This window comes from Serratia sp. LTN-2 (assembly GCF_059740205.1).
Genome location: NZ_JCAXDO010000003.1, coordinates 183,844 through 205,688, shown reverse-complemented (window position 1 = coordinate 205,688; position 21,845 = coordinate 183,844). Strand labels below are relative to the sequence as shown.

The following is a 21,845-nucleotide window of genomic DNA, read 5'->3' as shown; positions in this document are numbered from 1 at the left end:
GTATCACGGAGGTAATTCCATAACGTGTTTTTGTCTTGATGCCATTATTGGCGTTATTAGATGCGACTTGCCTGAGAATTTCAACTTGCGCGAAAGGTGAATGGCCATCCTATGGTCATGGACAGGTTGTTCGCGCCGTCTGACGCATGGATATATTTGAACAAGTATGGGGATGCCATTTTTCAATAGGAAGCAAACTTAACGGTTTTCTGATGCTAAAAAAAGAGAAATGCATTCAATAATAAATATAGCAAGATGACAGGCTTTACTATGGATTGTTCTAACGAGTTCAGACGCAATATTTTAGACGAAATAATCTGCATCATTGAAAAGGCGATAGATACTCAAAGCCATGTTTCAATTAGAGCGTTATCCGTCAAGTCAGGATATTCCATTGGGCATTTGCAGCGGATGTTCTATTTATATCAAGGGATGAAGATAGGGACTTACATCAGAAAACGCAGGCTGAGCCGCTCGACGTTGCTGTTGAAACGTACGGATATGAAGATCTATGAAATTGCCTTACTGTCTGGATTTAGTTCTCAACAATCATTTAGCCGCGCCTTTTCAAATCAATTCGGTTGTCCGCCGCGAACATTTAGAACCATGAGCCACTGGCCTTTTGTCAATTATCAACCGATTATTGCTTTCGACAAAGAGCCCTTTCCCAGCAGTATCGTGCACTTGAATTTGCACGAGTATTACGAGAAAAAAAGGCAGGTGCAACTGTTGTCTCCGGTCATGATCCGGGGACAGATGAAGATAAACTACAAGGACCCAATAACCTGTGGTCTGTACAACTCATCGGCAAGGTACCTTGCAATCCGGCGTAATGAGCACAAGATGAGTGAAAGCGAGTTCATCCTGTCTGCCTATGAAGGTGTTCTGGCCTCATTGGATATCTCCATTACCGAGAGCGTCATCTTTAAAATCCACGATCATTGCCCGGGTGAAAAGGATGACATCAGCATGTGGTATTTCATACCGATTAAATGATCCGGGCTTGTTGCTCGGGCCGAAGCGCGCTGTCTGATTTTTGCCTTGATATCATTGACAATTTTTTTCAGGCCTCCCAATGCCCTATTGGGATGGCATGCGCGTAGCCTGGTGCTCAGGCTGCGGTGGGGAGAGCGAAAAAAAACCGACCGCGAGGGTCGGTAAGCATGGGGTATTCAATAGGTATGACAAACTACGGGTGAAATAGTAGCGCGCGTTGCCGTTTTTTCTTTACCGAAAAGTGTTCTCTGTTATCAACAAATAGGTAAAACGTGCTAATCCGGCTCCGCTGGAGATAGTGCTGAGGTCTGGCAAGGTAGTGATGAAATAAAAAAAGCCGGCGATAACGCCGGCGAATGAAACATCGATAATCTCTCTGGGATGCATGACCTACACACGGAAAATAAGGGCATGCACTGCGTATCTAACCTTATCGCTTCGGCATTTTCTTACCAAAAAACGGTATTTATGGTGGCGAACAAGGCGGATGAAATAAAAAAGCCGATCTTTACGATCGGCGAATGCGAAATAACAGGGTAACGTTGGTTGAAAGTGCACATAAAATGATAGCGAGTTAATCCTATCACCGTCGGTGGCTGCCTATTTTACCTAAAAATGTGTTTATCGCGCCTCCTGGCCAGGCGCTCTTGTTCAGGTAGGTTTTTAGTCGATATGCTATCCGTCCTCTGTGAACCTGCCGAGACAGCCGCAGGATAATGATCATGGCGTAAACCGCCGCCTAAGCGACGGGAGAATGGTGAGCTTTGGTTTTATTTTATATTTACTCGCTGAAACATTTTTTCATCTAATTAACGTCTGGACATATCTCTTGGCAATGCGTTGACGAATAATTCAAATTACAAAAATTGCCTCATTGAGCGAATATTCAGATACTCGCTGTACGGCCTGGCCAGCGCTGACACGTTATTAAATTCTGAGCATACAGAAAGATGCCCCTGTAGGTATCGTCACGCACTCTGGATAGGACATTGCCACCATGGGCTCTTTTTTTAAGCAGGTCTATCGCTATTCCCACCCTCGTCCTTATCGGCACAATGAAAATCTCTGGCCTTACATGAAGATCGTCCGCGCCCCCAGCGGGGAGATCGCCGAACTGTGGTATAAAAAGCGGCCGGTGCCGCTCGTTCCGCTCAGTGAGTTACGCGGCAGCTGCCAGGGCGACGTCTTGTTGACGGCGACCGGTCCTTCCATCAATGCCTTGCCTTTCGATGCGCTGCCCGCGATGCCCGCTATCGGCGTCAACGGCGCCTATTTTCTGCATCAACAGGTGGCATTCCGTTTTTACGTTATCGTCGACATGGGGTTTATCGACCAGCGGTCAGATATCGTGCGTGATATTGTACAAACGGCGGGATTAACGTTATTCACCACGGCGCACGGCGTGGCCCGAATTATCGATCGATTTACGCTTGCCGGGATCCGCTGCCGGCTGTCAGTGCTTGAAGATGCCGCGTTTAAAATATATTGCCCCCGCATTGCGCCTGAGGCGCTGTGGGATCACTATCGCCGCGAAGGGAGCATGTGCTTTTCTGCCGCCGATCGCCGGGTGGGCTTCAGCCAGGATATTCGCCGCGGCGTGTTTGATGCCGGTACGGTGAGCTACTGGGCGCTGCAGATTATTGCGTTTCTCGGTTTTAATCAGCTGTTTATCGCCGGGCTGGACATGAACAATTTTCACTTGCCGCGCTTTTATGAAACCAAAGACAACATGCAGCCGACTTATTTGCCGGAACAGGTCGATTCCATCGTGATGCCCGCTTTCCGCTTCGCCAGCGAAATCATGCGTAGCAAAGCCATGTCGATAAAAAACCTGTCGCCTACTAGTGCTATCAGCGGCGAGATCTTCGAAAAGGTCGATTGCCAGGCCTATTTTATGCCGGGTTAAGCCTCGTCGCTCAACACCGTGAGCGCCCGTTCCAACACCTGTTCAGCGTCGATGATGCTGAGCGGCTGGGCGAGCTGAGCCGGGTTCATTGGCTGTGTCTCGGCTGAAAAAGCGATAATCTGATGTAATTCGCGGTTTTGGTATGGCCCGCTGTAACGTGGGTTGGCGGTGACGAACAGGCTGATGGTGGGCGTTTTCAACGCGATGGCCAAATGCAGCGGCCCGGTGTCGCCGGTGATCAGCAGCCGCATGTCGGCGATAACCGCCAACAGTTGCAACAGGGTGGTGTTGCCGACATGGCTCACCACGCGCTGCCGCTGTTCCTCGCTTAAGCCAGCCATAAATTCATGTGCGATCGCCCGCTCTGCCGCGCTGCCAATAAGGGCTATTTGCACCGTTGCCGACTGCGCCAACAGCCGTTGCGCCAGCTGAACAAAACGCTCCACCGGCCAGCAGCGCAGCGTTTCGGAAGCCCCCATCTGGAAGCCAACGATCGGCTGGCCCGGCGGCGTTTCCCGTGGCGGGAAAGCGACGGGGATGAACATCTCGGGATTGTCGGTGCGGCAGCCCAGCTGGCCCACCATATCCAGCTTGCGCTGAATCAGGTGGCCGCCGGTGCTGTGGCTGACGCCGGTTAACCAGCGTTCCATGCCGCTCGGCTTGTTGCCATACAGGTCTTTGAACAGGTATTGGCAGCCGGCGGCGATGGCGGCGATGACGTCATAGGGCGCTTTCGAATGCAGGATGACCGCCAACTGCGGCCGGTTTTTGCGCAGCCGGCGGATCACGCTCAGTATGTCTTTGGCCTTGTGATCCCAATAAATCACGTCATAAAACCAGGGGCTGCCTGCAACCAGCGGTCGGTTCTTATGGCTGGAGACCAGCGTGATTTGCGCAGCGGGATACCGTTCACGCAGCGCGCGAATAGCGGGCGTATTGAGCATCAGATCGCCGAGCGCGGTAGTGGAGAAAATCACGATGCGCTCAAAGGAGTGCTGCGGATCGAAGCTCGCTGCTGGCCGGAAATTGCCCGCGATGCGGGTATAGAGACGTAAACCGGCGTTGGCCGCCGCTATTTTCCACTGTTTCGACATTGCAGTTCACTTCCGATTGAGAAAGGCGGCCACCGTCTGGCGCCGCGTCGTATCATACAAGCGCGGCAATGGCGGGCCAATGGCCCGCAACAGATTGCGACAGATGCTAACGTTATGCTTGCAATTGCTGCGCCGCGCCTACTCCTCCCAGACCTGCGTGCTGCGCGGGCTGTCCATCTGATAATCCGAGTAGGGGCGGGTGAAGATCTCGCGCCCCAGCGCGCGGGCGGCCTGCAGCGGGTTGCGCGGATCGCGGGCGATTTCGCCGCGTTGGTTGCCGGCGCCGTGCACCAGCCCGACGAATTCAGAGTGGGTGTAGCGGCTGAACTCCTGAAGTTGATGCACGATACCCAGCGCCGCGCCGGGGTAGGTCTCTTCCGATGCCACCGCCAGCCCAATGCGCTTGCCGCTCATGCGTTGATGCACCTCCGCCGCCTGAGGGTAGGCGTTGGAATAGAAACTGAACGAGCGATCGAAAAAGGCCTTGGTTTGTGCCGACATGCCGTACCAGTAAATCGGCGTGCAAAACACCGCGCCGTCGGCCGGCAGGAAGTGTTCCAGAAACAGCTCGGCGTAGCGATCGGCCGGCGCCGGCGTATGCCGCTCGTCGCTCAGAAAACCGCTCAGGTAATCATCGAGAAAATGCAGGCTGGCGGACGTGCCGGCTTCGGCGGCGCCCGCCACGATCGCCTGCGCCAGCGTGGCGCTGTTGCCATCGCGGCGCGGGCTGCCGACCAACACCACCAGACGCTTGGGTTGATGAGTTGTATTCATGTCATGTTCCTTTTTGTTAAGCGAGTTCAGCCTTACTCTAGAAACTAACGTCGGAAGACGACAAATGACGGCTTTTCTGCCAGGATGAATTCAATTCACCTGTAGGGGTTTCACCATGTTCGCCACGCTGCCCGTCAACGCACTGCGCACTTTTGAATCCGCCGCTCGTCTGCACAGCTTCAAGCTGGCGGCGGCCGAGCTGGCGGTAACGCCAACGGCGATTTCACACCAGATAAAAGCGCTGGAACAGCAGCTGGGATTTGCGCTGTTTCAGCGGCTACCGCGCGGCGTGCAGCTGACGGCGAAAGGGGAAACGCTGTTTGCCGGAGTGCACGGCGCGCTGCTGGACGTCGCCGCTACGCTCGAGGGCCTGCGGCCGCAGCCCAGCAGCGGATCGCTGTGCGTCTCGGTGACGCACTCTTTCGCTGCGCTGTGGCTGGTGCCGCGCCTGGGCCGTTTCTACCAGGCGCATCCGCACTATCTGGTGCGCCTGGAGGCCTGCGCCGAGGTGATCGATCTGCATCAGGACGCCAGCGTGGACGTGGCGGTGCGCTACAGCCGCGCGCATTATCCCGCGCTGCATCAGACGGCGCGCCTGGAGGAAAGCTTTGGCGTCTATGCCGCGCCGGGGCTGGCCGCCGCTCCGCCGGAAAATCCGGTGTTGATCACCGTCAAGTGGGGGGATTCTGCGCTGTACGACAGCGGCTGGCATGACTGGTGCCGAGCAGCGGACGTAGACTGGTGGCAGCGCCATGCGGCGATGCGCAGTTATCACGAGGAGCATTATGCCCTGCAGGCGGCGGTGGCCGGGCAGGGGCTGGTGCTCGCCAGTTCGGTGATGGTGTCCGATATGGTGGACAACGGTCTGTTGGTGGCGTATCGGCCGGAGGTGAGCGTACCGGGCGCCGCGTACAGCGTGTTGTGCGCGCCGGGGCGCGAACGGCATCCGCCGGTCAGGGCATTCCTCGCCTGGCTGCAGCAGGAACTGCCGCAGGGCAATGGCACGAAATAAAAGTTTTATCGTCCTAAGCTGTGGGAATATCAGCGAACTTTTGTTTTTACTTCACTGCGAGAACCTACCATGAGCCAGCCAAGAACTTCCGATTACCCGATTGATGCACAATTTATTGAACGCTGGTCGCCGCGTGCCATGGCCAACGACGCCATCGACGATCAGACGCTGCTCAGCTTCTTTGAAGCGGCGCGCTGGTCGCCTTCGGCCTACAACATTCAGCCGTGGCGCTTCGCCTACAGCAAGCACGGTTCCGACAGCTGGGAGAACTATCTGGAGTTTCTGATCGACTTCAACCGCGGCTGGGCGCAGCACGCCTCGGCGCTGGTGGTGATCGTCTCCAAAACCACCAGCCTGAACAGCGAGCGGCTGGTGGACAATCCGACTCATGCGTTTGATACCGGCGCCGCCTGGGCCAACCTGGCGCATCAGGCGCACCTGAAAGGCTGGCTGACCCACTGCATGAGCGGCATCCACCACGATAAGATCAAAGCGGCGCTGCAGCTGCCGGACGACTATGCGGTGCACGCCATGGTGGCGATCGGCAAACCGGGCGACAAAGCTCGCCTGCCGGATTTTCTGCAGGAAAAAGAAACGCCGTCGGGCCGTCTGCCGATCGGCAAGACCGTCAGCGAAGGGCTGAACTTCACGCTGTGATCGCTTGCGCTCGCCGAGGCCCGCCTGGCGGGCCTTTTTTATGCAGCGAGTAAAACTTTGGGAGTATATTCTCGCTCGCCTATTCGCTGTATATTTTGTTATATAGCGATTGCATAATGAGGAGGAAACCGTGGGGGATCATTTTGGCAAAGGGCTGTTGGCGGGGTTAAAGGCGGAGAATCTGCAGCCGGAGGCGGAGCTGTCGCGCTTTTGCTCCGACTACAAGCGCGGTTTCGTGCTCGGCTATGCGCACCATTTGGCGCAGCGCTGCGGCGACGAGAACCGGGCGGCGTTTGAGGCCGGGCAGCTCAGCCGCGCCTATGGCCTCGGCAGCGAGCCGATGAGCGAGTTCTTCTCTGGCGGCGATAACCGGCTGGCGGAGAAGTTTTTCCGCGCCGGCTATAACCGACCGATGCAAAGTTAACGCAGGCAAGCCGTCAGGCGGCGCTCAGCACCGCCACCATATACACGCACGGTTGGTCGCTACGGTTTTCAAAGCGGCAGTCCGCCGGTGGGCCGAGCTCCAGGCAGTCTCCCTCGGCCATTTGGTGGCGCGCCTCACCCTCGACAAACAGCAGCTCACCGGATAACACCCAGATTAGCTGACGCTTGAACGCATACACCGAGGCCGGCATCGGGATCGCCGCGCCGGCCGGCAGTTCGATGCGCACCAGATCGAGCGGCAGATCGGTGCGCGGCGAAACGTGGCGCCGCACGTAGCCACTCTCCGGATCGACCCACATCGGTTGTTCTTCCCGGCGCAGCAGTCGGCCTTCCTGCGTTTCCGCCCGAGCGATCAGCTTGGACATGCTGAGACCGAACGCGCCCGCCAGTCTGCCCAGCAGCATTGCCGTCGGGCTGCTCTCGCCGCGTTCGATCTTATGAACCATCGCCCGCGATACGCCCGCCCGTTCGGCCAGATCGGACAGCGACCAGTGGCGCGCCTCGCGTTCAATGCGAATGCGCGCGCCGATCAGCTGATTTAGATTGTCTAATTTAATATTCATATCGTAGTATTATAGTGGACAATTGGCCGGGGTAAACCATGATTATACGAAATGCGACGCTCAACGATAGCGCGGCGATTGCCGCTATCTATAACGACGCGGTGTTGAACAGCACCGCCATCTGGAATGAACAAACCGTGGATGCGGCCAACCGCGCAACCTGGATCGGCGAACGCCAGGCGGCGGGCTACCCGGTGCTGGTGGCGGTGAACGGTGCGGACGAGGCGATCGGCTATGCGTCGTTCGGTGATTGGCGCGCCTGGGACGGCTATCGGCATACCGTGGAACATTCGGTGTATGTCCATCAGGCGCATCGCGGAGAGGGGATTGGCAAAGCGCTGTTGATCGCCCTGATCGCACGGGCGCGGGAGATCGGCAAGCACGTGATGGTGGCCGGCATTGAATCAGGTAACCAGGCCTCCATCAAACTGCATTTGGCGCAGGGATTCCATGAGGTGGGGCGTATGGAGCAGGTGGGTGCCAAATTCGGCCAATGGCTGGATCTGACCTTCCTGCAGTTGAAACTGGACGAGCGGGCCACGCCGCCCGCGCGCTGATCCCGGGAGACAGAGCGATGAATATGCTGTTGCTGCTGGTGGCGGCGGGAATGGGGCTGGTGGTGCAGAATCTGCTGATGGTGCGCATTACCGAAAGCGTCTCGACCATCCTTATCACGCTGGTGATCAACTCCAGCGTCGGTTTGCTGCTGCTGATGGGGCTACTGCTGGCCAAAAACGGTCTCGGCGCGGTGGCGGAAGTGACCGGCGCCGCCAGGTGGTGGATGCTGTTGCCGGGGCTGTTGGGATCGCTGTTCGTGTTCGCCGGCATTTTGGGTTACCAAAAGCTGGGGGCGGCAGCGACCATCTCGATCCTGGTCGCCAGCCAGCTGTGCATGGGGCTGTTGGCCGATGCCTATCGCGCCGGTCCGGCGGCGCTGCGCGAGAATCTGCCGGCGTTGTTCGGCGCCTTGTTGCTGGTGGCGGGCGCTTATCTGGTGGCGAAACGCAGCTTTTGAGCGCGCCGTTTGCTGCCGCGCCTTGAGTGACGTTGCCTATTGTCGGGGGAGATTATTCCCCCGATAACAATCTAGTAAACATAGTCATACTTTATTTCTGCAACGTGGTTGTAGACGTTATCCCGGTTTTTCTTCACGTCTTTAATCAAAATTGAAATGTTTTGCTGAGCATTAATGCATCTTCCAAATTTATCCCAGCTTTTACAGGTGGTTGTGGTCGTTTCTGTGGTGAAGGACTTCATCACTTCTTTGCTGGTTAACTCTCTATCGTCGTTATCATAAGTAAAATCTTCAGTTGTTGCTCCCGAGATCATTCTTGTTAAACGATTTTTAGCGTCATAACTATAAACGGTGTTGCTACTGTCATTTCCTAACGTGCTAACCCGGCTTGAACCGGAGAGCCTGCCTGCATCATCCGTTGAGAATGTGGTTATTGCCTTGCCTGATTGATGATTTTTTCCAGCTGAAATATCGGATGTGTCCTCAGAGCGGATTATTTTGCCATTGAGGTCTGTCAGAAATGTCCCGCTCATTTTTTGTGTCATCAGTTCATGTTTGTCCGCTCCATTTTCAATCATTGACATCTTAAAAGTCATGTCGTAATCCCAGTTGTTATGATTTTTATCTATCGAACCCTGGAGTTGAGTTAGCAAAACGTTGTTATTAATCCGTGACTTGATGGTTTTGCTGCTGCGTGAACTTAACAACGCGCCGCATTCATCGAACTCCATCTGCGTATCAGCCTTTATATAATCATCTTTGCTTTCTATATGCATGCTGACTTTTTTGGGAATCTTCCTGGCTGAGGCGTCTTGCGTCAATATCATGTTATTGAAAGCATTAATGGCGGTGAGATGTTCAGGGCAGATCTTTTCATTTGCATAGACATTACACGAATAAATAATCGGCAGGCATAAACACAATAATTTTTTCACAGCGAACACTCCATGTAATAACGCATTATCGGTCAATAATTATACCTAAGCCCGATATCTGGCTGCAACGTTCAACCCGTGATGCATGCAGGGAAGGTGGAAAAATACGGTTATGGCGAGAAATTATTGTCCGGGCCGAATATTCAGCACCGTCGGCTTAGGGTATTGGCGGATAAAACCATTCTACCCGCAGGTGAGGGTTTCGCGTTTTTTGTGGATGAGGTGAACCTGAGGCGGGAGGGCAGCGGTACAGATGCAAAAAGCCCGCTCGGGTTTCCCTGAGCGGGCTTCTCTAAATATGGCTCCTCTGACTGGACTCGAACCAGTGACATACGGATTAACAGTCCGCCGTTCTACCGACTGAACTACAGAGGAATCGTGTGAACGGGGCGAATAATAGCGGGGCGGTTGCGGCTTGTAAAGCCTGAAAGCGCCCGATGCGTTCGTTTGCTGCAAGATTGCCCAACCTGCTGCTTTTTCTCGCTTTTGTCGCTTATCCCGCGCGCAGTGCCGGCGGATTGCCCGTTGTTTAAGGCCGTTGCCTGCCGATGGTGCAACGCCTGCCCTGCGTTGTGGCGCGTGCTGCCCGGCGAACGGCCGTTTGCCGCCGCGTATCCCGCTTCTCGGGGCATTTGCCGACTCTGGCCCGGATCTTGCTGCGATTGAATAACCGGATTTCGGCATTCTCAATTTAGCGGCTCGCTGGAGGCACTATGAATTTCAGACGTCTGAAGTACTTCGTGAAAATCGTCGATATTGGCAGCCTGACCCAGGCGGCGGAGGTGTTGCACATCGCCCAGCCGGCGCTCAGCCAGCAATTGGCAACGTTGGAAGGGGAGTTGAAGCAGCAGCTGCTGATCCGCACCAAGCGCGGTGTGCAGCCGACCGAGGCCGGCAATATTCTCTATGCCCACGCGCAGACCATTCTGCGCCAGTGCGAACAGGCGCAGAGTGCGGTCAACAGCGCCGGGCAGGCGATGAGCGGCCAGGTGTCTCTCGGGTTGGCGTCGGGCAGCACTGCGGCGCAGCTGGCGCTGCCGCTGCTGCAGACCCTGCGCGATCAGCAGCCGGGCATTCTGCTCAGCCTGCATGAAAACAGCGGCGCGGCATTGGCCGGGCAGGTAGCCAATCAGACGCTGGATATGGCGATGATCTACGGCGCCAAAATGCCCGCCGGTCAGCACGCCATTGCGCTGATGCGGGAAGATCTCTATCTGGTGGCGACGCGCGCGGTGCCGCATCCCGGCAACAGCGTCGAGCTGCTGGACGTGGCGCGGCTGAACCTGTTCCTGCCGCGCGAGGGGGATGCGGTGCGCAACCAGCTGGAAGAGGCGATGGCGCTGCGCAAGCTGGCGATCAACGTGGTGGGAGAGATTGAATCCTCAGGCGCGCTGAGCGCCGCGATCGCCAGCGGGTTGGGGGCGACCGTGCTGCCGGAATCGGTGGCGCGCGCGATGATCGGCCCGGCCAAGGCCTGGATGGCGCGCATCAATGCGCCGACGATGTCGGTGCCGCTGTCGCTGTGCATGTCGGGACAACAGGCGCTGTCCGCCCCGGCATTGCTGGTGAAAGACCTGCTGCTGTCGATCGCCGGCGGCCGCAGCCAGGAGAAGCGCGCGCTGGCGCTGGTGCGTTGAGGAAAAAACGGCCCGCCGCAGCGGGCCTGTGCACCGTTAGCGGAACGGCGGTTCGTTGAAGGTGCGCAGCTTGCGCGAATGCAGGCGATCGCCCTCGGCGCGCAGCAGATCGATGGCGCAGATGCCAATCTGCAGGTGCTCGGAGATCGCCCCTTCGTAGAAGCGGTTGGCCTGGCCCGGCAGTTTGATCTCGCCGTGCAGCGGTTTGTCGGAGACGCACAGCAGCGTGCCGTACGGCACCCGGAAGCGGTAACCCTGGGCGGCGATAGTGGCGCTCTCCATGTCGACCGCCACCGCGCGGCTGAGGTTGAAGCGGCGCGCCGAAGCGGAGTAGCGCAACTCCCAGTTGCGGTCGTCGGTGGTGACCACGGTGCCGGTGCGCAGGCGCTGTTTGACCTCTTCGCCGGGCATGCCGCTGACCATTTTGGTGGCGTCATACAGGGCGCGCTGCACTTCGGCGATGCTCGGGATCGGGATATCCGGCGGCAGCACCGCGTCCAGCACGTGATCGTCGCGCAGATAGGCGTGGGCCAGCACATAGTCGCCGATCGCCTGGCTTTCGCGCAGGCCGCCGCAGTGGCCGATCATCAGCCAGGCGCTCGGGCGCAGCACCGCCAGGTGATCGCAGATGGTCTTGGCGTTGGACGGGCCGACGCCGATGTTGATCAGCGTGATGCCCTGACCGGTGCGCGAGATCAGGTGATAGGCCGGCATCTGGTTGTTTTTCCAGGCCAGATCGGACACCGTCTGCTCGGGCGCGCTGGTTTCGGGCGTGATGTAGGCGCCGCCGGCGCTGGAGAGCGCGATATATGGGCTGGCCGGATCGGCGATCTGCGCGCAGGCCCAGCGCACGAACTCGTCCACATAGCGGGTGTAGTTGGTGAACAGCACGAACGGCTGGAAATGCTCCACCGGCGTGCCGGTGTAGTGCCGCAGGCGCGCCAGCGAGAAGTCCGCGCGCAGCGCATCGAAATGCGACAGCGGGAAATGATTGTCGGTGGCGTGGTACAGGCCATCGGCGGTTTCGTCACCGATCTGCGCCAGCTCGGTGGTCGGGAAATGCTGGGCGATGCCGGCGCTCATTGAGCGGTCGAGCGCCAGGCTGGAGCCGTCGATGACATAAGGGAACGGGATCTCCTGCTGCGACGGCGCCACTTCGATATGGGCGGCGTAATCGTGTTCCAGCATCGCCAGCTGCTCGGCCAGATAGTGGCGGAACAGCTGCGGCCGGGTCACGGTGGTACTGTAGCTGCCGGGATGGGTAAAGCGGCCGAAGGCGCGGGTTTTGCTCGGGCCGGATGGCTGCCCGTCCCAGCTGACGCGCAGCTCGGGGTACACGAACAGCCCGGCGGCGCGCGCCTGCGGATCCGGCAGCGTGCCGTGGCTGATAAAGTCGCTGACCGCCTGACGCAGCGCGTCTACCGCGGCGTCATACAGGGCTTCCAGTTGATCGAGTGCCTGATCGGCGCTGAGGCCACTGCGAGGTGGGGCATAGCTCATACTTTCTCCTTGGATGTCCCGGCTCTGTGGCGGGGCTGCGGCGTTTCACCGTCACAGGTTAGCCGAAGAAAGGCGTAAAAGCTTGGTCGAAATGACGGGCGCGGCAAAGAAAATACCGCGCCCGCGGCGCAGGGGGATCAGGAAGCGGGGTCGGCCGCTTCGACCTTCAGCGACACCAGCCCGATGCCCAGCTTCTTCGGCGTGAAGCCGCCGCTGGCGCTCTCTTTCGGCTCGGTCGGCGCCGGCGGCGTAATGCTGATGTTTTGCGCGCCGCGCGGGTTATCGAAGCGCAGGGTGACGGTGCTGTCCTGTTCGCCGAGCGACACGAAACGCTCTTCGTCGCCGACGCGCACCGAAATCGGTTCGCCGACGTTGTTGCCGTAGGCGCGGGCGCGCAGCACCAGATCGAAGGTTTTAGGCAGCGGATCGACGTAATCGATGTTCACCGCCGGCGCCAGATTGGCGTCGGACCAGCGGCCCCATTCCTCGACGGCGGAGACGCCGGTGATGGCCTTCACCTGTTCCGGCATGCCGGGCAGCATGAACTCGATGGCGTCCGCCCGGTATTTCACTGCCGCGTCGTCCACCTGCAGGCGGGCGACGGCGTTTTGGTAGTCGGCGACGTTGTCCGCCGTCGGGGCACCAAAGTTTACCTTGCCGCGAAAGCGCTCGCCGCTGGCCTGCGCGATCTGCGGCGGCGAGGCCAGGGTACCTGAGGCCACGCAGATGTCGGTGCTCAGCGCCAACTGCGGCGCCCAGACCCGGCCGATCTCGTAGCATTTATCGACCCAGACGAATTTCTCCCCCGCCCCCAGCCCGGCCAGCTGCTTGCGCAGCGGGGTGGAGAGATAGACGTTGAACATCGGTTCGATGCGGTTATCGCCCACCCGCAGGATGAACGGCACCTTATAGGTGACGCCGGAGAAGCTGAAGCTGCGCTGGCGTGTATCCACGCTGTAGTCGCTGATGCGGTTCGGCAGGCCCCACTGGTTGATCACCGCCGGTTTCCAGCCGTTGATCTTCTCTTCGATGTTCAGGAACACCGTAGACAGCGACGGCGCCGACAGGCTGCTGCGGCCGAGGCCGATATAGTTGTCGCCGCCCATCACGTCCAGCACCGTGGCGCCGTTATCCAGCGTGCTGCGCTTTTCGTGGCGCTGCTCCGCCTGCGGCCGGGTGCCGTCGATGATGAAGAACAGGTTGCGGCGCTTCTGCTTGGTCAGAATGTCGTAGGCGGTGTTGTTCATCGCCAGGTGGTCGGAAGACACCACGATCACGGTATTGCTGAAGTACGGCGAGCGTTTGATCTTGTCGATCAGCGCGGCGATGTGCTGCTGACTGCAGGCCACCGCGCTCAGCGAGCGGTTGTCCTTATTCTGCCAGGCGTAACTTTGCTTGCTGCAGCCGGCGGAGATAAAACCGTCCGGGTGATGGGTGTCGACGGTCAGGGTAAACAGCGAGAACGGTTGGCGCTGTTCGGACAGTTCGACAAACTTGCCGTACACCACGTCCAGCACGGTGTCGTCGTACCAGCCCCAGTCGTTTTTATAGCTTGGATCGGCGACCCGATCGCGCAGCTCTTTGAAGCCGTAAACGTGATCGAAGCCGTGGGATTTCAGGAAGGTGTCTTTACCGGCGAACGCCAGCTCGGCGCCCTGGTAGAAATAGTTGCTGTAGCCGGCGGCCTTCAGCACGTCGCCCAGGCAGACGTTCTCCGGGTAGAAGGTGGAGACCGCGCTGGAGGCGTTACCGTCGAAGGGCGCGAACAGCGGAATGCCGCACTGCGAGGCGACCATGCCGGCGATGGTGTAACCGGTACCCGGCAGCTGCTGGGTGTTGCTGAAGTCGATGCTGTCGGCGCGCAGGGCATTCAGTTCGTCGGCCAAACCGGGAAACAGCTCGGTGTCGAAGTAGGTGCGCTCCAGGCTCTCGGCATAGATATACACCAGGTTCGGCCGCTTGCCCTGCACGGTCTTTTTCGGCGCCTTGTAGTAGGTGGTGAAATCGGCGGTATCGCCGACGATCTGGCTCTTGACCAACAGCGAAATGTCCTGAAACGCCGGGGTGGTGCCGACCGAAAACAGCGCCAGCAGCACGGCGACGACGCTGTAGGCCACGCTGCTGCCTTTAGCCTTGCGGCGCAGCAGGCTGCGGGCCAGCACGGCGAAAATTCCCCCCAGCGCCGCCAGCAGGCCGATAAACGGCAGCACGTATTTGCTGACGCCGGCGCCCTTGAGGCTACTGGTGACGGTGTAGATCACCGCATCGGTGATGCCGTCGCCGGTAAAGTAGTTGCTGGCGATCAGGATGACGTTCAGCACCAGATAGCTGCCGAGCAGCGTCAGCAAAATGGCGAACCACCAGCGGTTGGCGGCGGCCCGGGTGCGATAAATCAAAATCGACGCCAAAAAGAGAACAAACGAAACGACTGCTAAAACCATCCGCCAAACCCTGTCTGATTGGAAAAAACGTTGCTGCCCTGGTCTGCGCCGCCGGCCGTGCCGCGGCGCGAAAAGTGAAGGGTATAGCCTATTGCCGGCGGCGGAACAACGCGCGATCTCCCGCTACGGCCGACGAGCGGCGGCTATTGTACATTTTTATGACGATAGTGTGACGTTAATCACGCCAGCGGCGGCCACGGCGGCGAAAGCTTGCTGGTCGGAGGTTTCGCTCTACGCTTAATGAGCGCCACGACGGCGCGCCCATCAGCCATTCAGGAGGAAGTATGCAGACGATTTCCGCAGCGGTACTCGAGGATTTGGCCCCGCAAGGCGTGTTGCGCGCGGCGATCAACTACGGTAATCCGGTGCTGGCGCAGGCGGGGGCCGGCGGCAAACCGCAGGGGGCTTCGGTGGAGCTGGCCACCGCGCTGGCTCAGGAACTGGGCGTGACGCTCGAGCTGGTGACCTATGACGCGGCGGGCAAGGTGTTCGCCGATCTGGACAGCGGCGCCTGGAACCTGGCGTTTATGGCCATCGAGCCGGTGCGCGCGGCGCAGATTGCGTTCAGCGAACCCTACGTGATCATTGAGGGGACTTACCTGGTGGTGAACGACGCGCCTTACTTTGAGGTGGCGCAGCTCGACAGGCCGGAAGTGCGCATTGCGGTCGGCCAGGGGGCGGCGTATGACCTGTTTTTATCGCGCACGCTGCAGCAGGCGCAACTGGTGCGGGCGGCAACCTCTGCCGAGGCGATCGCGCTGTTTTTCGAACGGGGGCTGGAGGCGGCGGCCGGCGTGCGTCAGCCGCTGCTGGCCGCCGCGGCCGCCCATCCGGGCTACCGGGTGCTGGAGGGGCATTTCACCGCCATCCGTCAGGCGATGGCGGTGCCGCGGCAAAAAACGCAGGGCGCCGCCTATGTGAACGGCTTTATTGAACGCTGCAAGGCCAACGGGCTGGTGAAGGCGGCATTGCAGCGCAGCGGCCAGGGTGAGGTGACGGTGGCGCCGCCGGCCGCCTCGACTACCTGAACGCGTCGGGATCGTTGCCGACATTGAGGCCGCGATCCAGTTTGTTTATTGCCGAAAGTTCGGATGTCGATAGGTTAAAGTCGAAGATATCAATATTTTCCCGTATTCTTTGCGGCGTGCTGGACTTCGGCAGCGCAATGATTTGGTTTTCATACAGCCAGCGTAATACGATCTGGGCCGGCGTTTTATGCTGCTGTTCGGCAATTTTCAAGATGACGGGGTGGGTCAATATATTCTGGTTGCCGTGGCCGAGCGGGCTCCAGGCTTGAGTAACAATCCCGTGGGCGTGTAACCAATCAACGCATTCTCGTTGCTGATTAAACGGGTGAATTTGCAGTTGATTGACGGCAGGCAGAACACCGGTTTCAGTTTCCAGGCGGCATATCTGCTCGATGGAAAAGTTGCTTACCCCGATATTTTTAACTCGCCCGCTGTCACGGAGTTTTATCATGGCATTCCAGGCAGAAACGAACAGGTTTTGCCCGGATACCGGCCAGTGAATCAAATACAGATCGACATAGTCGCAACCGAGCTTGGTCAAGCTTTCGTTGAAAGCGTTCTCAACGTCATCATGCCGATCGTTCCATAACTTGGTGGTGACGAAGATATCCTCCCGGCGCACGTCTGCAGCTTTTATTGCGGTGCCCACTTCAGATTCGTTGCCATAGATTGCGGCCGTATCGACGAGGCGGTAGCCCGCATCAAGCGCGCATTGAACGGCGCCGATCAATTCATCTCCTCGCGACTGCCAGACGCCGAATCCGATGGCAGGTATCGCGTTACCGTCATTGGTGAACAGGTGTTGTGAATTACGCATATTCATTACCCAATATGGCTGATGAATTTTAAATGTTCATGAGCAGGATTAATAAAGTGCACGTCAGAGGCTTCCCGACGAGGTGTATCGATAGATAAAAAATAAACGGGCTTGCCGTTAAAAGGTTTGATGCTGTGAACGGTGTTTCGCTTAAATATCACCATTTGGTTTTCGGCTAAAACTCTTTTTGCATCGTTGCCGGCCTGAAACTCCAGCGCACCTTCCACGATGATCAAGATTTCATCACATTGTTTGTGGTAGTGTGCGGGAACCTCGGCATAGACGCGGAACAGGCGGACGCTGCCCTGTGGCGAATCTTCAAGGTACATATCGACGATCAGAGAGTCGGCGGTGTCAGGAAAGTGTTTTTTCCTTTCTTCCAGATCAAAATATAATGCGTTCATACGGCACTCACTGTAAATGATGGGCGTGATTAACCGGTCACTGAAATAAAACATTCATGGCTCAAGCGGTGGTGTGGCTATGTTTTATCCCAGGCAGGATAATATTGCATGCGGACGAACACCATTATTCCGACGTTCCCGCACATCACTGACAGAATACTATACAATGCGTTGAATGTTTTTTGACGGAGCGTTGAGTCGATATCAACCAAGGGAGCGATGCTGCGCTTTTATCAGCGCAATCAAAGGCCGCAATCCAGGTTGCAACTGGCGACGGCTGGGGTAGTACATCATAAAGGGGGCGCTGAGATGTGACCAATGGGGCATGACGCATTGCAATTCACCAGTGCGCAAGTGTTCATCGATTTGCATTTCCAGACAGTAGGCCAACCCCAGCCCGGCGAGCGCCGCTTTGATGATCATTGAGGTTTCACTGAAAGTATATTGCCCGTTCACCGACAACCGGCAATACGTTTCATCGTTGCCCAATTCCCATTGATAAACCGCACCGTCTCCCAATCGCATATTGATGCAACTGTGATCTTTCAACTCCGACGGCGAACCTGGCGCGCCATGCTTTGCCAGATAGGCCGGCGCTGCGGCGACAACCCATTTCAGACTGCCGGTCAAAGGAACGGCAATCATGTCCTTGGGGATGATCTCGCCATACCTGATGCCGGCGTCGAAACCTTCTTTGATGATGTCTACCTGATGGTTATTGACGGCCACTTCCAGCGCTATTTTAGGATGTGTTTGGGCGTAGCTTTCCATGACAGGGGCGATGAGCAAATCGAGCGCATCATGCGGAATATTCAAGCGAAGGTGGCCAATGGGTTCATCGCGATACTGTTCCAGCGTCGATAGGGCGGATTTGATGTAGTCGAATCCCCGATCGAGTTCGGTTACCAGTGCCATGCCTGCCGGGGTAGGGACGACCGAGCGGTTGGTTCTGTTCAACAGCTTTACGCCGAGGCGCTCTTCAAGCGAACGCATGGTGTGGCTGAGCGCCGAAGTGCTGACGCCGAGTTCCGCTGCCGCCAGCCGGAAACTTTTCTTTCGGCAAATGGTAGAGAACACATTGAGTTCGGCGAGTTCTGCCCGGGTGAACGTGGCCATTTTCGTCCCACTGTTTCTGTTCGAAAGGGTTTGATGATAAGCCCGGCGTACAGGGTATCGCAACCGAAGCGAACAGCCGCAGCATGCCAGCAGCGGCTGTTGCTGCTCGTTAGTCCAGCTCCACCGCGTACTGTTCTACCGGGGTGATTTTCTTGATCAGCTTGTTGTCGAACAGGAACTGCTCGTAAGCCTGGTAGCGCGCGCGATCCAGCTTGGCCGGATCGCGCGCAAACAGCGGCAGGCTGGCTTGCCAGGCCTGCTTGTTCAGCTCGGTATTCAGCTCCGGGTGCGCCTTGGCAAACGCCAGCCAGGTGTCCTGCGGGTGCGCGTGCAGGTAGTCGCTGCCTTGCTTCAGCGCGGCGAGGAATTTGCGAATTTTCGGCTCGTTCACCGCATCGCGGTTGGCGACGATGATCAGCTCGTCGTAGGCCGGCACGCCGTAATCTTCGACGTTGAACACCACCGGTTCTTTACCCTGCAGCTTGAGCTCCAGCGCTTCGATGTTGCGGTAGCCGCCGATCACCGCATCGACCTGGCCCGCCAGCAGGGCGCTGGTCAGCTGGAAGTTGACGTTGATGAGCTTGATATCCTGCGGTTTGAGATGCTCGTGTTCAACCATGGTGGCCAGCGTCGCCTGTTCGATGCCGCTTACCGAGTAACCCACCGTTTTGCCCTTGAGATCCGCCGGCGAGGCGATGTTCTTGTCCAGCGCGATCACCGTATTCAGCGGCGTGTTGATCAGCGTGCCGACGCGCATCAGCGGCAGGCCCTGATCGGCGAAGAAGTGCAGTTGCGGCTGATAGGTGATGGCGAGATCGGCCTGTTTAGCGGCCACCAGCCGCGGCGGCAGCGCCGGATCGGACGGCGGCACGATCTTGACGTCCAGCCCTGCGGCCTTGAAGGCGCCGATCTGCTCGGCCACCATAATCGGCGCGTGATCGGGGTTGATGTACCAGTCGAGCACCAGCGTCAATTTCTCGGCCGCGCCGGCCTGGCCGGTGATGGCGGCGCCGAGCAACAGCCCGCAGAGGGTATGTTTAATCATGGTCGTTCCTTTATCCCTGGTTATGGTTGCAATCATCAGTCGTTTTCCGGCGCCCAGACGATCAGGCGCCGCAGCAGCGCATCCACCGCGGCCCACAGCAACACGGTCATCAGCACTAGAATAAACAGCGCGGCGAAGCAGACGTCGGTCTGCATGCGCGCGTTGGCGTTCAGCATCACGTAGCCCAGCCCTTCGGCCGAGCCGACCCATTCGCCGATGATGGCGCCGATCGGCGCGACTGCAGCGGCCATGCGCAGGCCGGAGCCGAAAGCCGGCAGCGCCGCCATCAGCCGCACGTGCCGCAGTTGCGCCCAGCGCGAAGCGCGCATCGTGCGTGCCAGATCGAGATAGTCGTTGTTGACTCGGCGCAGCCCGTCGAAGAAGGCCGACACCACCGGGAAGAAGATCACCAGCACCGCCATCGCCACCTTGGCGCTCATGCCGAAGCCGAACCACAGCACCAGCAGCGGGGCCAGGGCAAACACCGGTATCGCCTGGCTGGTGAGCACCAGCGGCATCAGCCAGCGCTGCAGGCGCGGTGAGAAGATCATGCACAGCGCCAGCGCCGCGCCGAGCAACACGCCCAGAACCAGCCCGCTGACGATCTCCGAAGCGGTGACCAGCGTGTGCCAGGCGAGGTAGCCGCGCCCGTCCCACAGCGCCTGCGCCACCGCGCCCGGCGTGGGCAGCAGAAAGGCCGGGATGCCGCTTTGCCCTGCCAGCCACCACAGCAGCAGGCCGGCGAACACCGTCAGCCCGCGCCGCAGGCGGGTAAGCCCGCGTTCTTTGGCGATATTCATTGCGCCGCCCTCACCATCTGCTGCAGCAACTCGGCCTGGCTTTTCAGCAGGTCGGCGTCATCCGGCGCGCGCGGCGGCTGCCCTTTGATGCAGTGGCTATCGTCGAGACCGAGCGGCCAGGGTGACAGCACCAGCAGGCGGTGGCTCAGGCGGCAGGCCTCCATCGGATCGTGGGTGATCAGCAGCACGGTGTTTTGCGCCAGCAGCTCGGCGGCCAGGCTCTGGATTTCGGCGCGGGTAATGGCGTCCAGCGCGGAAAAGGGTTCGTCCATCAGTACGATCGGCTGGCGTTCGTAGAGCGTGCGGGCGATGGCGGCGCGCTGGCGCATGCCGCCGGACAGCGCGGCGGGCAGGCTGCGGCCATGCGCGGCCAGGCCCACGCGTTCAAGCAGGTGCGCCGCCCACGCCCGATCCGGCGCTTCGCCGCGCAGCCGCGAGCCGAGGGCGACGTTCTCCTCGATAGTCAGCCAGGGGTAGAGCAGGTCTTTCTGCCCCATGTAGGCGATGCGCCCGGCGATCGGCAGGCCGTCGCTGCCGCTCACCGTGCCTGAGCTGGCCTGCGCCAGCCCGGCGATGATCTTCAGCAAACTGGTTTTGCCGGCGCCGCTGGCGCCGAGCAGAGCGACGAAGCTGCCGCCGGCGATGTCGAAGCTCAGCCGGTCGAAGACGATTTGCTGACCGAAACGCAGGCTGAGATCCCGCACCTGGATGCCGGGCGGGAGAAGCGGGGAGGTCATGAGGCGTTCAGCCCCATTTGCCAAAATGCCGATTCCAGCTGGGTGGCGGTGGTGAAAATCTGCGCCAGCTCGGTGAGGCGGCTCTGCGCCCCGCGCTGATGGCCGATGGTCTCCAGCAGTTCGATGGCGGCGCGCACGCCGGCCAGATAGCCCTCGTCGCCGTAGTTGCGGATCCAGGAGGCGTAAGGATTCCCCTCCATTTTGGTGGCGGGATCGTGCAGCAGCCGCAGGCCGATTTCGGCATAACCGGCCACGCAGGGCAGCAGGCCGGCCAGCAGATCGAGGGCGTCGCCGGCATGGCCGATATCCAGTACGTAGCGGGTGTAGTTCATGGTCTCCGCCGCTTCCGGCTGGGCGGCGATCTGCGCTTCGTTCAACCCCCATTCGGCGCAGTAGGCCACGTGCAGCGGCAGTTCGGCGACGATACCGTTGAGCGAGGCGGTGGCGGCGCGCATCTCCGGCAGGGTGCGCAGCTTGCTGACCAGCAGCGCGTAGGCGCGGGCGAAGTGCAGCAGGAACAGATAGTCCTGGGTCAGGTAGCGACGAAAAGCGCGTTCGGGCAAGGTACCGGCGGCCAGCTGCTGCAGAAACGGGTGATCGACGTAGTCCTGCCAGTGGCTGCCGGCTTGTTGCCGCAGCCGGCCGTAAAGACCGCTTTCGAACAGGGTGGTGATGGACATGGGACCTCCTTGAGTCAGTGGAGATCCGGGCACGCTGAGGTATGAACAGGCAACGGGTGATTGCGTTGTTGCCTAACCGTCCCTTCGCTGGCATGACCCAGATCAGGTTCAAAGGGTTCGGCTTACGCCATCTCAGCCCGTAACAGGACACCCCTCGGAGCTGCTTGTTATACGACATTTGTTTTTTGATTACAATCGTCGGGCGGCGGCGCGGCAATCGGTTCGTTTAGTGCGATCGGGGGCG

At 58.9% G+C, this 21,845-nt stretch carries 22 protein-coding genes, 1 tRNA gene and 1 riboswitch; of the genes, 9 read left to right on the top strand and 14 right to left on the bottom strand.

Going from position 1 to position 21,845, the window contains the following annotated elements; genetic code table 11:
- Positions 1-270: 270 nt before the first annotated feature.
- Both AC6BYQ_RS08140 and AC6BYQ_RS08135 read left to right on the top strand, forming a co-directional pair.
- Complete coding sequence (locus AC6BYQ_RS08140) at positions 271-996, top strand: helix-turn-helix domain-containing protein (protein ID WP_498056667.1); 726 nt, start codon at positions 271-273, stop codon at positions 994-996.
- A gap of 997 nt (positions 997-1,993) precedes the next feature.
- Entirely contained in the window at positions 1,994-2,902 is a 909-nt protein-coding gene (locus tag AC6BYQ_RS08135) for a WaaZ-like lipopolysaccharide core biosynthesis protein (protein WP_498056666.1), read from the top strand.
- Here the strand turns inward: AC6BYQ_RS08135 and AC6BYQ_RS08130 are convergent.
- Together AC6BYQ_RS08130 and AC6BYQ_RS08125 are read right to left on the bottom strand one after the other, a co-directional pair.
- A complete protein-coding gene (locus AC6BYQ_RS08130) occupies positions 2,899-3,996 on the bottom strand; it encodes a glycosyltransferase family 9 protein (RefSeq protein WP_498056665.1) in 1,098 nt (365 codons plus the stop codon). The two genes, AC6BYQ_RS08135 and AC6BYQ_RS08130, sit on opposite strands and share 4 nt — an antisense overlap.
- A gap of 138 nt (positions 3,997-4,134) precedes the next feature.
- Positions 4,135-4,770, bottom strand: a complete 636-nt coding sequence (locus AC6BYQ_RS08125) for a flavodoxin family protein (protein ID WP_019452488.1) — start codon at positions 4,768-4,770, stop codon at positions 4,135-4,137.
- A 115-nt stretch (positions 4,771-4,885) separates the two neighbouring features.
- On the opposite strand from AC6BYQ_RS08125, the gene AC6BYQ_RS08120 reads away from it, so the two are divergent.
- The 3 genes from AC6BYQ_RS08120 to AC6BYQ_RS08110 all read left to right on the top strand — a co-directional run bounded on the left by AC6BYQ_RS08120 (position 4,886) and on the right by AC6BYQ_RS08110 (position 6,863).
- Positions 4,886-5,782, top strand: coding sequence for a LysR substrate-binding domain-containing protein (locus tag AC6BYQ_RS08120; protein ID WP_498056664.1), 897 nt, complete (start codon positions 4,886-4,888; stop codon positions 5,780-5,782).
- Between the two features lie 69 nt (positions 5,783-5,851).
- Positions 5,852-6,439: a nitroreductase family protein gene (locus tag AC6BYQ_RS08115; protein ID WP_498056663.1), complete on the top strand. Its 588-nt coding sequence runs from the start codon at positions 5,852-5,854 to the stop codon at positions 6,437-6,439.
- A gap of 130 nt (positions 6,440-6,569) precedes the next feature.
- A complete protein-coding gene (locus tag AC6BYQ_RS08110) occupies positions 6,570-6,863 on the top strand; it encodes a DUF2623 family protein (protein ID WP_063917902.1) in 294 nt (97 codons plus the stop codon).
- 13 nt (positions 6,864-6,876) lie between these two features.
- Here the strand turns inward: AC6BYQ_RS08110 and AC6BYQ_RS08105 are convergent, their stop codons facing one another.
- On the bottom strand, positions 6,877-7,446 hold the full coding sequence (locus AC6BYQ_RS08105) for a helix-turn-helix domain-containing protein (protein WP_309530460.1): 570 nt from the start codon (positions 7,444-7,446) through the stop codon (positions 6,877-6,879).
- Positions 7,447-7,484: 38 nt separating this feature from the next.
- On the opposite strand from AC6BYQ_RS08105, the gene AC6BYQ_RS08100 reads away from it, so the two are divergent.
- On the top strand, positions 7,485-8,003 hold the full coding sequence (locus AC6BYQ_RS08100) for a GNAT family N-acetyltransferase (protein WP_074053750.1): 519 nt from the start codon (positions 7,485-7,487) through the stop codon (positions 8,001-8,003).
- Positions 8,004-8,020: 17 nt separating this feature from the next.
- On the top strand, positions 8,021-8,461 hold the full coding sequence (locus tag AC6BYQ_RS08095; protein ID WP_019452494.1) for a DMT family transporter: 441 nt from the start codon (positions 8,021-8,023) through the stop codon (positions 8,459-8,461).
- Between the two features lie 71 nt (positions 8,462-8,532).
- Here AC6BYQ_RS08095 and AC6BYQ_RS08090 read toward each other — a convergent pair whose 3' ends face one another.
- Together AC6BYQ_RS08090 and AC6BYQ_RS08085 are read right to left on the bottom strand one after the other, a co-directional pair.
- Complete coding sequence (locus tag AC6BYQ_RS08090; protein WP_244889041.1) at positions 8,533-9,396, bottom strand: hypothetical protein; 864 nt, start codon at positions 9,394-9,396, stop codon at positions 8,533-8,535.
- A 299-nt stretch (positions 9,397-9,695) separates the two neighbouring features.
- A tRNA-Asn gene (locus tag AC6BYQ_RS08085) sits at positions 9,696-9,771 on the bottom strand.
- Between the two features lie 338 nt (positions 9,772-10,109).
- Here AC6BYQ_RS08085 and nac point away from each other — a divergent pair.
- On the top strand, positions 10,110-11,033 hold the full coding sequence (gene nac / locus AC6BYQ_RS08080; RefSeq protein WP_019452497.1) for a nitrogen assimilation transcriptional regulator NAC: 924 nt from the start codon (positions 10,110-10,112) through the stop codon (positions 11,031-11,033).
- A 36-nt stretch (positions 11,034-11,069) separates the two neighbouring features.
- Here the strand turns inward: nac and AC6BYQ_RS08075 are convergent, their stop codons facing one another.
- Positions 11,070-12,533, bottom strand: a complete 1,464-nt coding sequence (locus tag AC6BYQ_RS08075) for an AMP nucleosidase (RefSeq protein ID WP_498056662.1) — start codon at positions 12,531-12,533, stop codon at positions 11,070-11,072.
- Between the two features lie 137 nt (positions 12,534-12,670).
- Positions 12,671-14,974 carry a phosphatidylglycerol--membrane-oligosaccharide glycerophosphotransferase gene (gene opgB, locus AC6BYQ_RS08070; RefSeq protein WP_498056661.1) on the bottom strand — a complete coding sequence of 768 codons (2,304 nt, stop codon included), beginning with the start codon at positions 14,972-14,974 and terminating at the stop codon, positions 12,671-12,673.
- 284 nt (positions 14,975-15,258) lie between these two features.
- Here opgB and AC6BYQ_RS08065 point away from each other — a divergent pair, with 284 nt between their 5' ends.
- Positions 15,259-16,002, top strand: a complete 744-nt coding sequence (locus tag AC6BYQ_RS08065) for a transporter substrate-binding domain-containing protein (protein ID WP_498056660.1) — start codon at positions 15,259-15,261, stop codon at positions 16,000-16,002.
- Here the strand turns inward: AC6BYQ_RS08065 and AC6BYQ_RS08060 are convergent.
- The 7 genes from AC6BYQ_RS08060 to tenA all read right to left on the bottom strand — a co-directional run bounded on the left by AC6BYQ_RS08060 (position 15,995) and on the right by tenA (position 21,601).
- The gene (locus AC6BYQ_RS08060) at positions 15,995-16,819 is read right to left on the bottom strand and encodes an aldo/keto reductase (protein WP_498056659.1); all 825 of its coding nucleotides are present in this window, start codon (positions 16,817-16,819) and stop codon (positions 15,995-15,997) included. The genes AC6BYQ_RS08065 and AC6BYQ_RS08060 overlap by 8 nt on opposite strands.
- Positions 16,820-16,824: 5 nt before the next feature.
- Positions 16,825-17,223 carry a cupin domain-containing protein gene (locus AC6BYQ_RS08055; protein WP_049242564.1) on the bottom strand — a complete coding sequence of 133 codons (399 nt, stop codon included), beginning with the start codon at positions 17,221-17,223 and terminating at the stop codon, positions 16,825-16,827.
- 204 nt (positions 17,224-17,427) lie between these two features.
- Positions 17,428-18,339 (bottom strand): LysR family transcriptional regulator, encoded by a 912-nt coding sequence (locus tag AC6BYQ_RS08050; protein ID WP_049242366.1) that lies wholly within the window; start codon positions 18,337-18,339, stop codon positions 17,428-17,430.
- A gap of 109 nt (positions 18,340-18,448) precedes the next feature.
- Positions 18,449-19,384, bottom strand: coding sequence for an ABC transporter substrate-binding protein (locus tag AC6BYQ_RS08045; RefSeq protein ID WP_154746471.1), 936 nt, complete (start codon positions 19,382-19,384; stop codon positions 18,449-18,451).
- Between the two features lie 35 nt (positions 19,385-19,419).
- Entirely contained in the window at positions 19,420-20,184 is a 765-nt protein-coding gene (locus AC6BYQ_RS08040; RefSeq protein WP_498056658.1) for an ABC transporter permease, read from the bottom strand.
- Positions 20,181-20,921, bottom strand: coding sequence for an ABC transporter ATP-binding protein (locus AC6BYQ_RS08035; RefSeq protein ID WP_019452503.1), 741 nt, complete (start codon positions 20,919-20,921; stop codon positions 20,181-20,183). Before AC6BYQ_RS08035 ends, AC6BYQ_RS08040 begins: the two co-directional genes overlap by 4 nt.
- A complete protein-coding gene (gene tenA, locus AC6BYQ_RS08030; RefSeq protein ID WP_498056657.1) occupies positions 20,918-21,601 on the bottom strand; it encodes a thiaminase II in 684 nt (227 codons plus the stop codon). The genes AC6BYQ_RS08035 and tenA overlap by 4 nt, the downstream gene beginning before the upstream one ends.
- A gap of 62 nt (positions 21,602-21,663) precedes the next feature.
- Positions 21,664-21,766, bottom strand: a riboswitch (TPP riboswitch).
- Between the last annotated feature and the right edge of the window lie 79 nt (positions 21,767-21,845).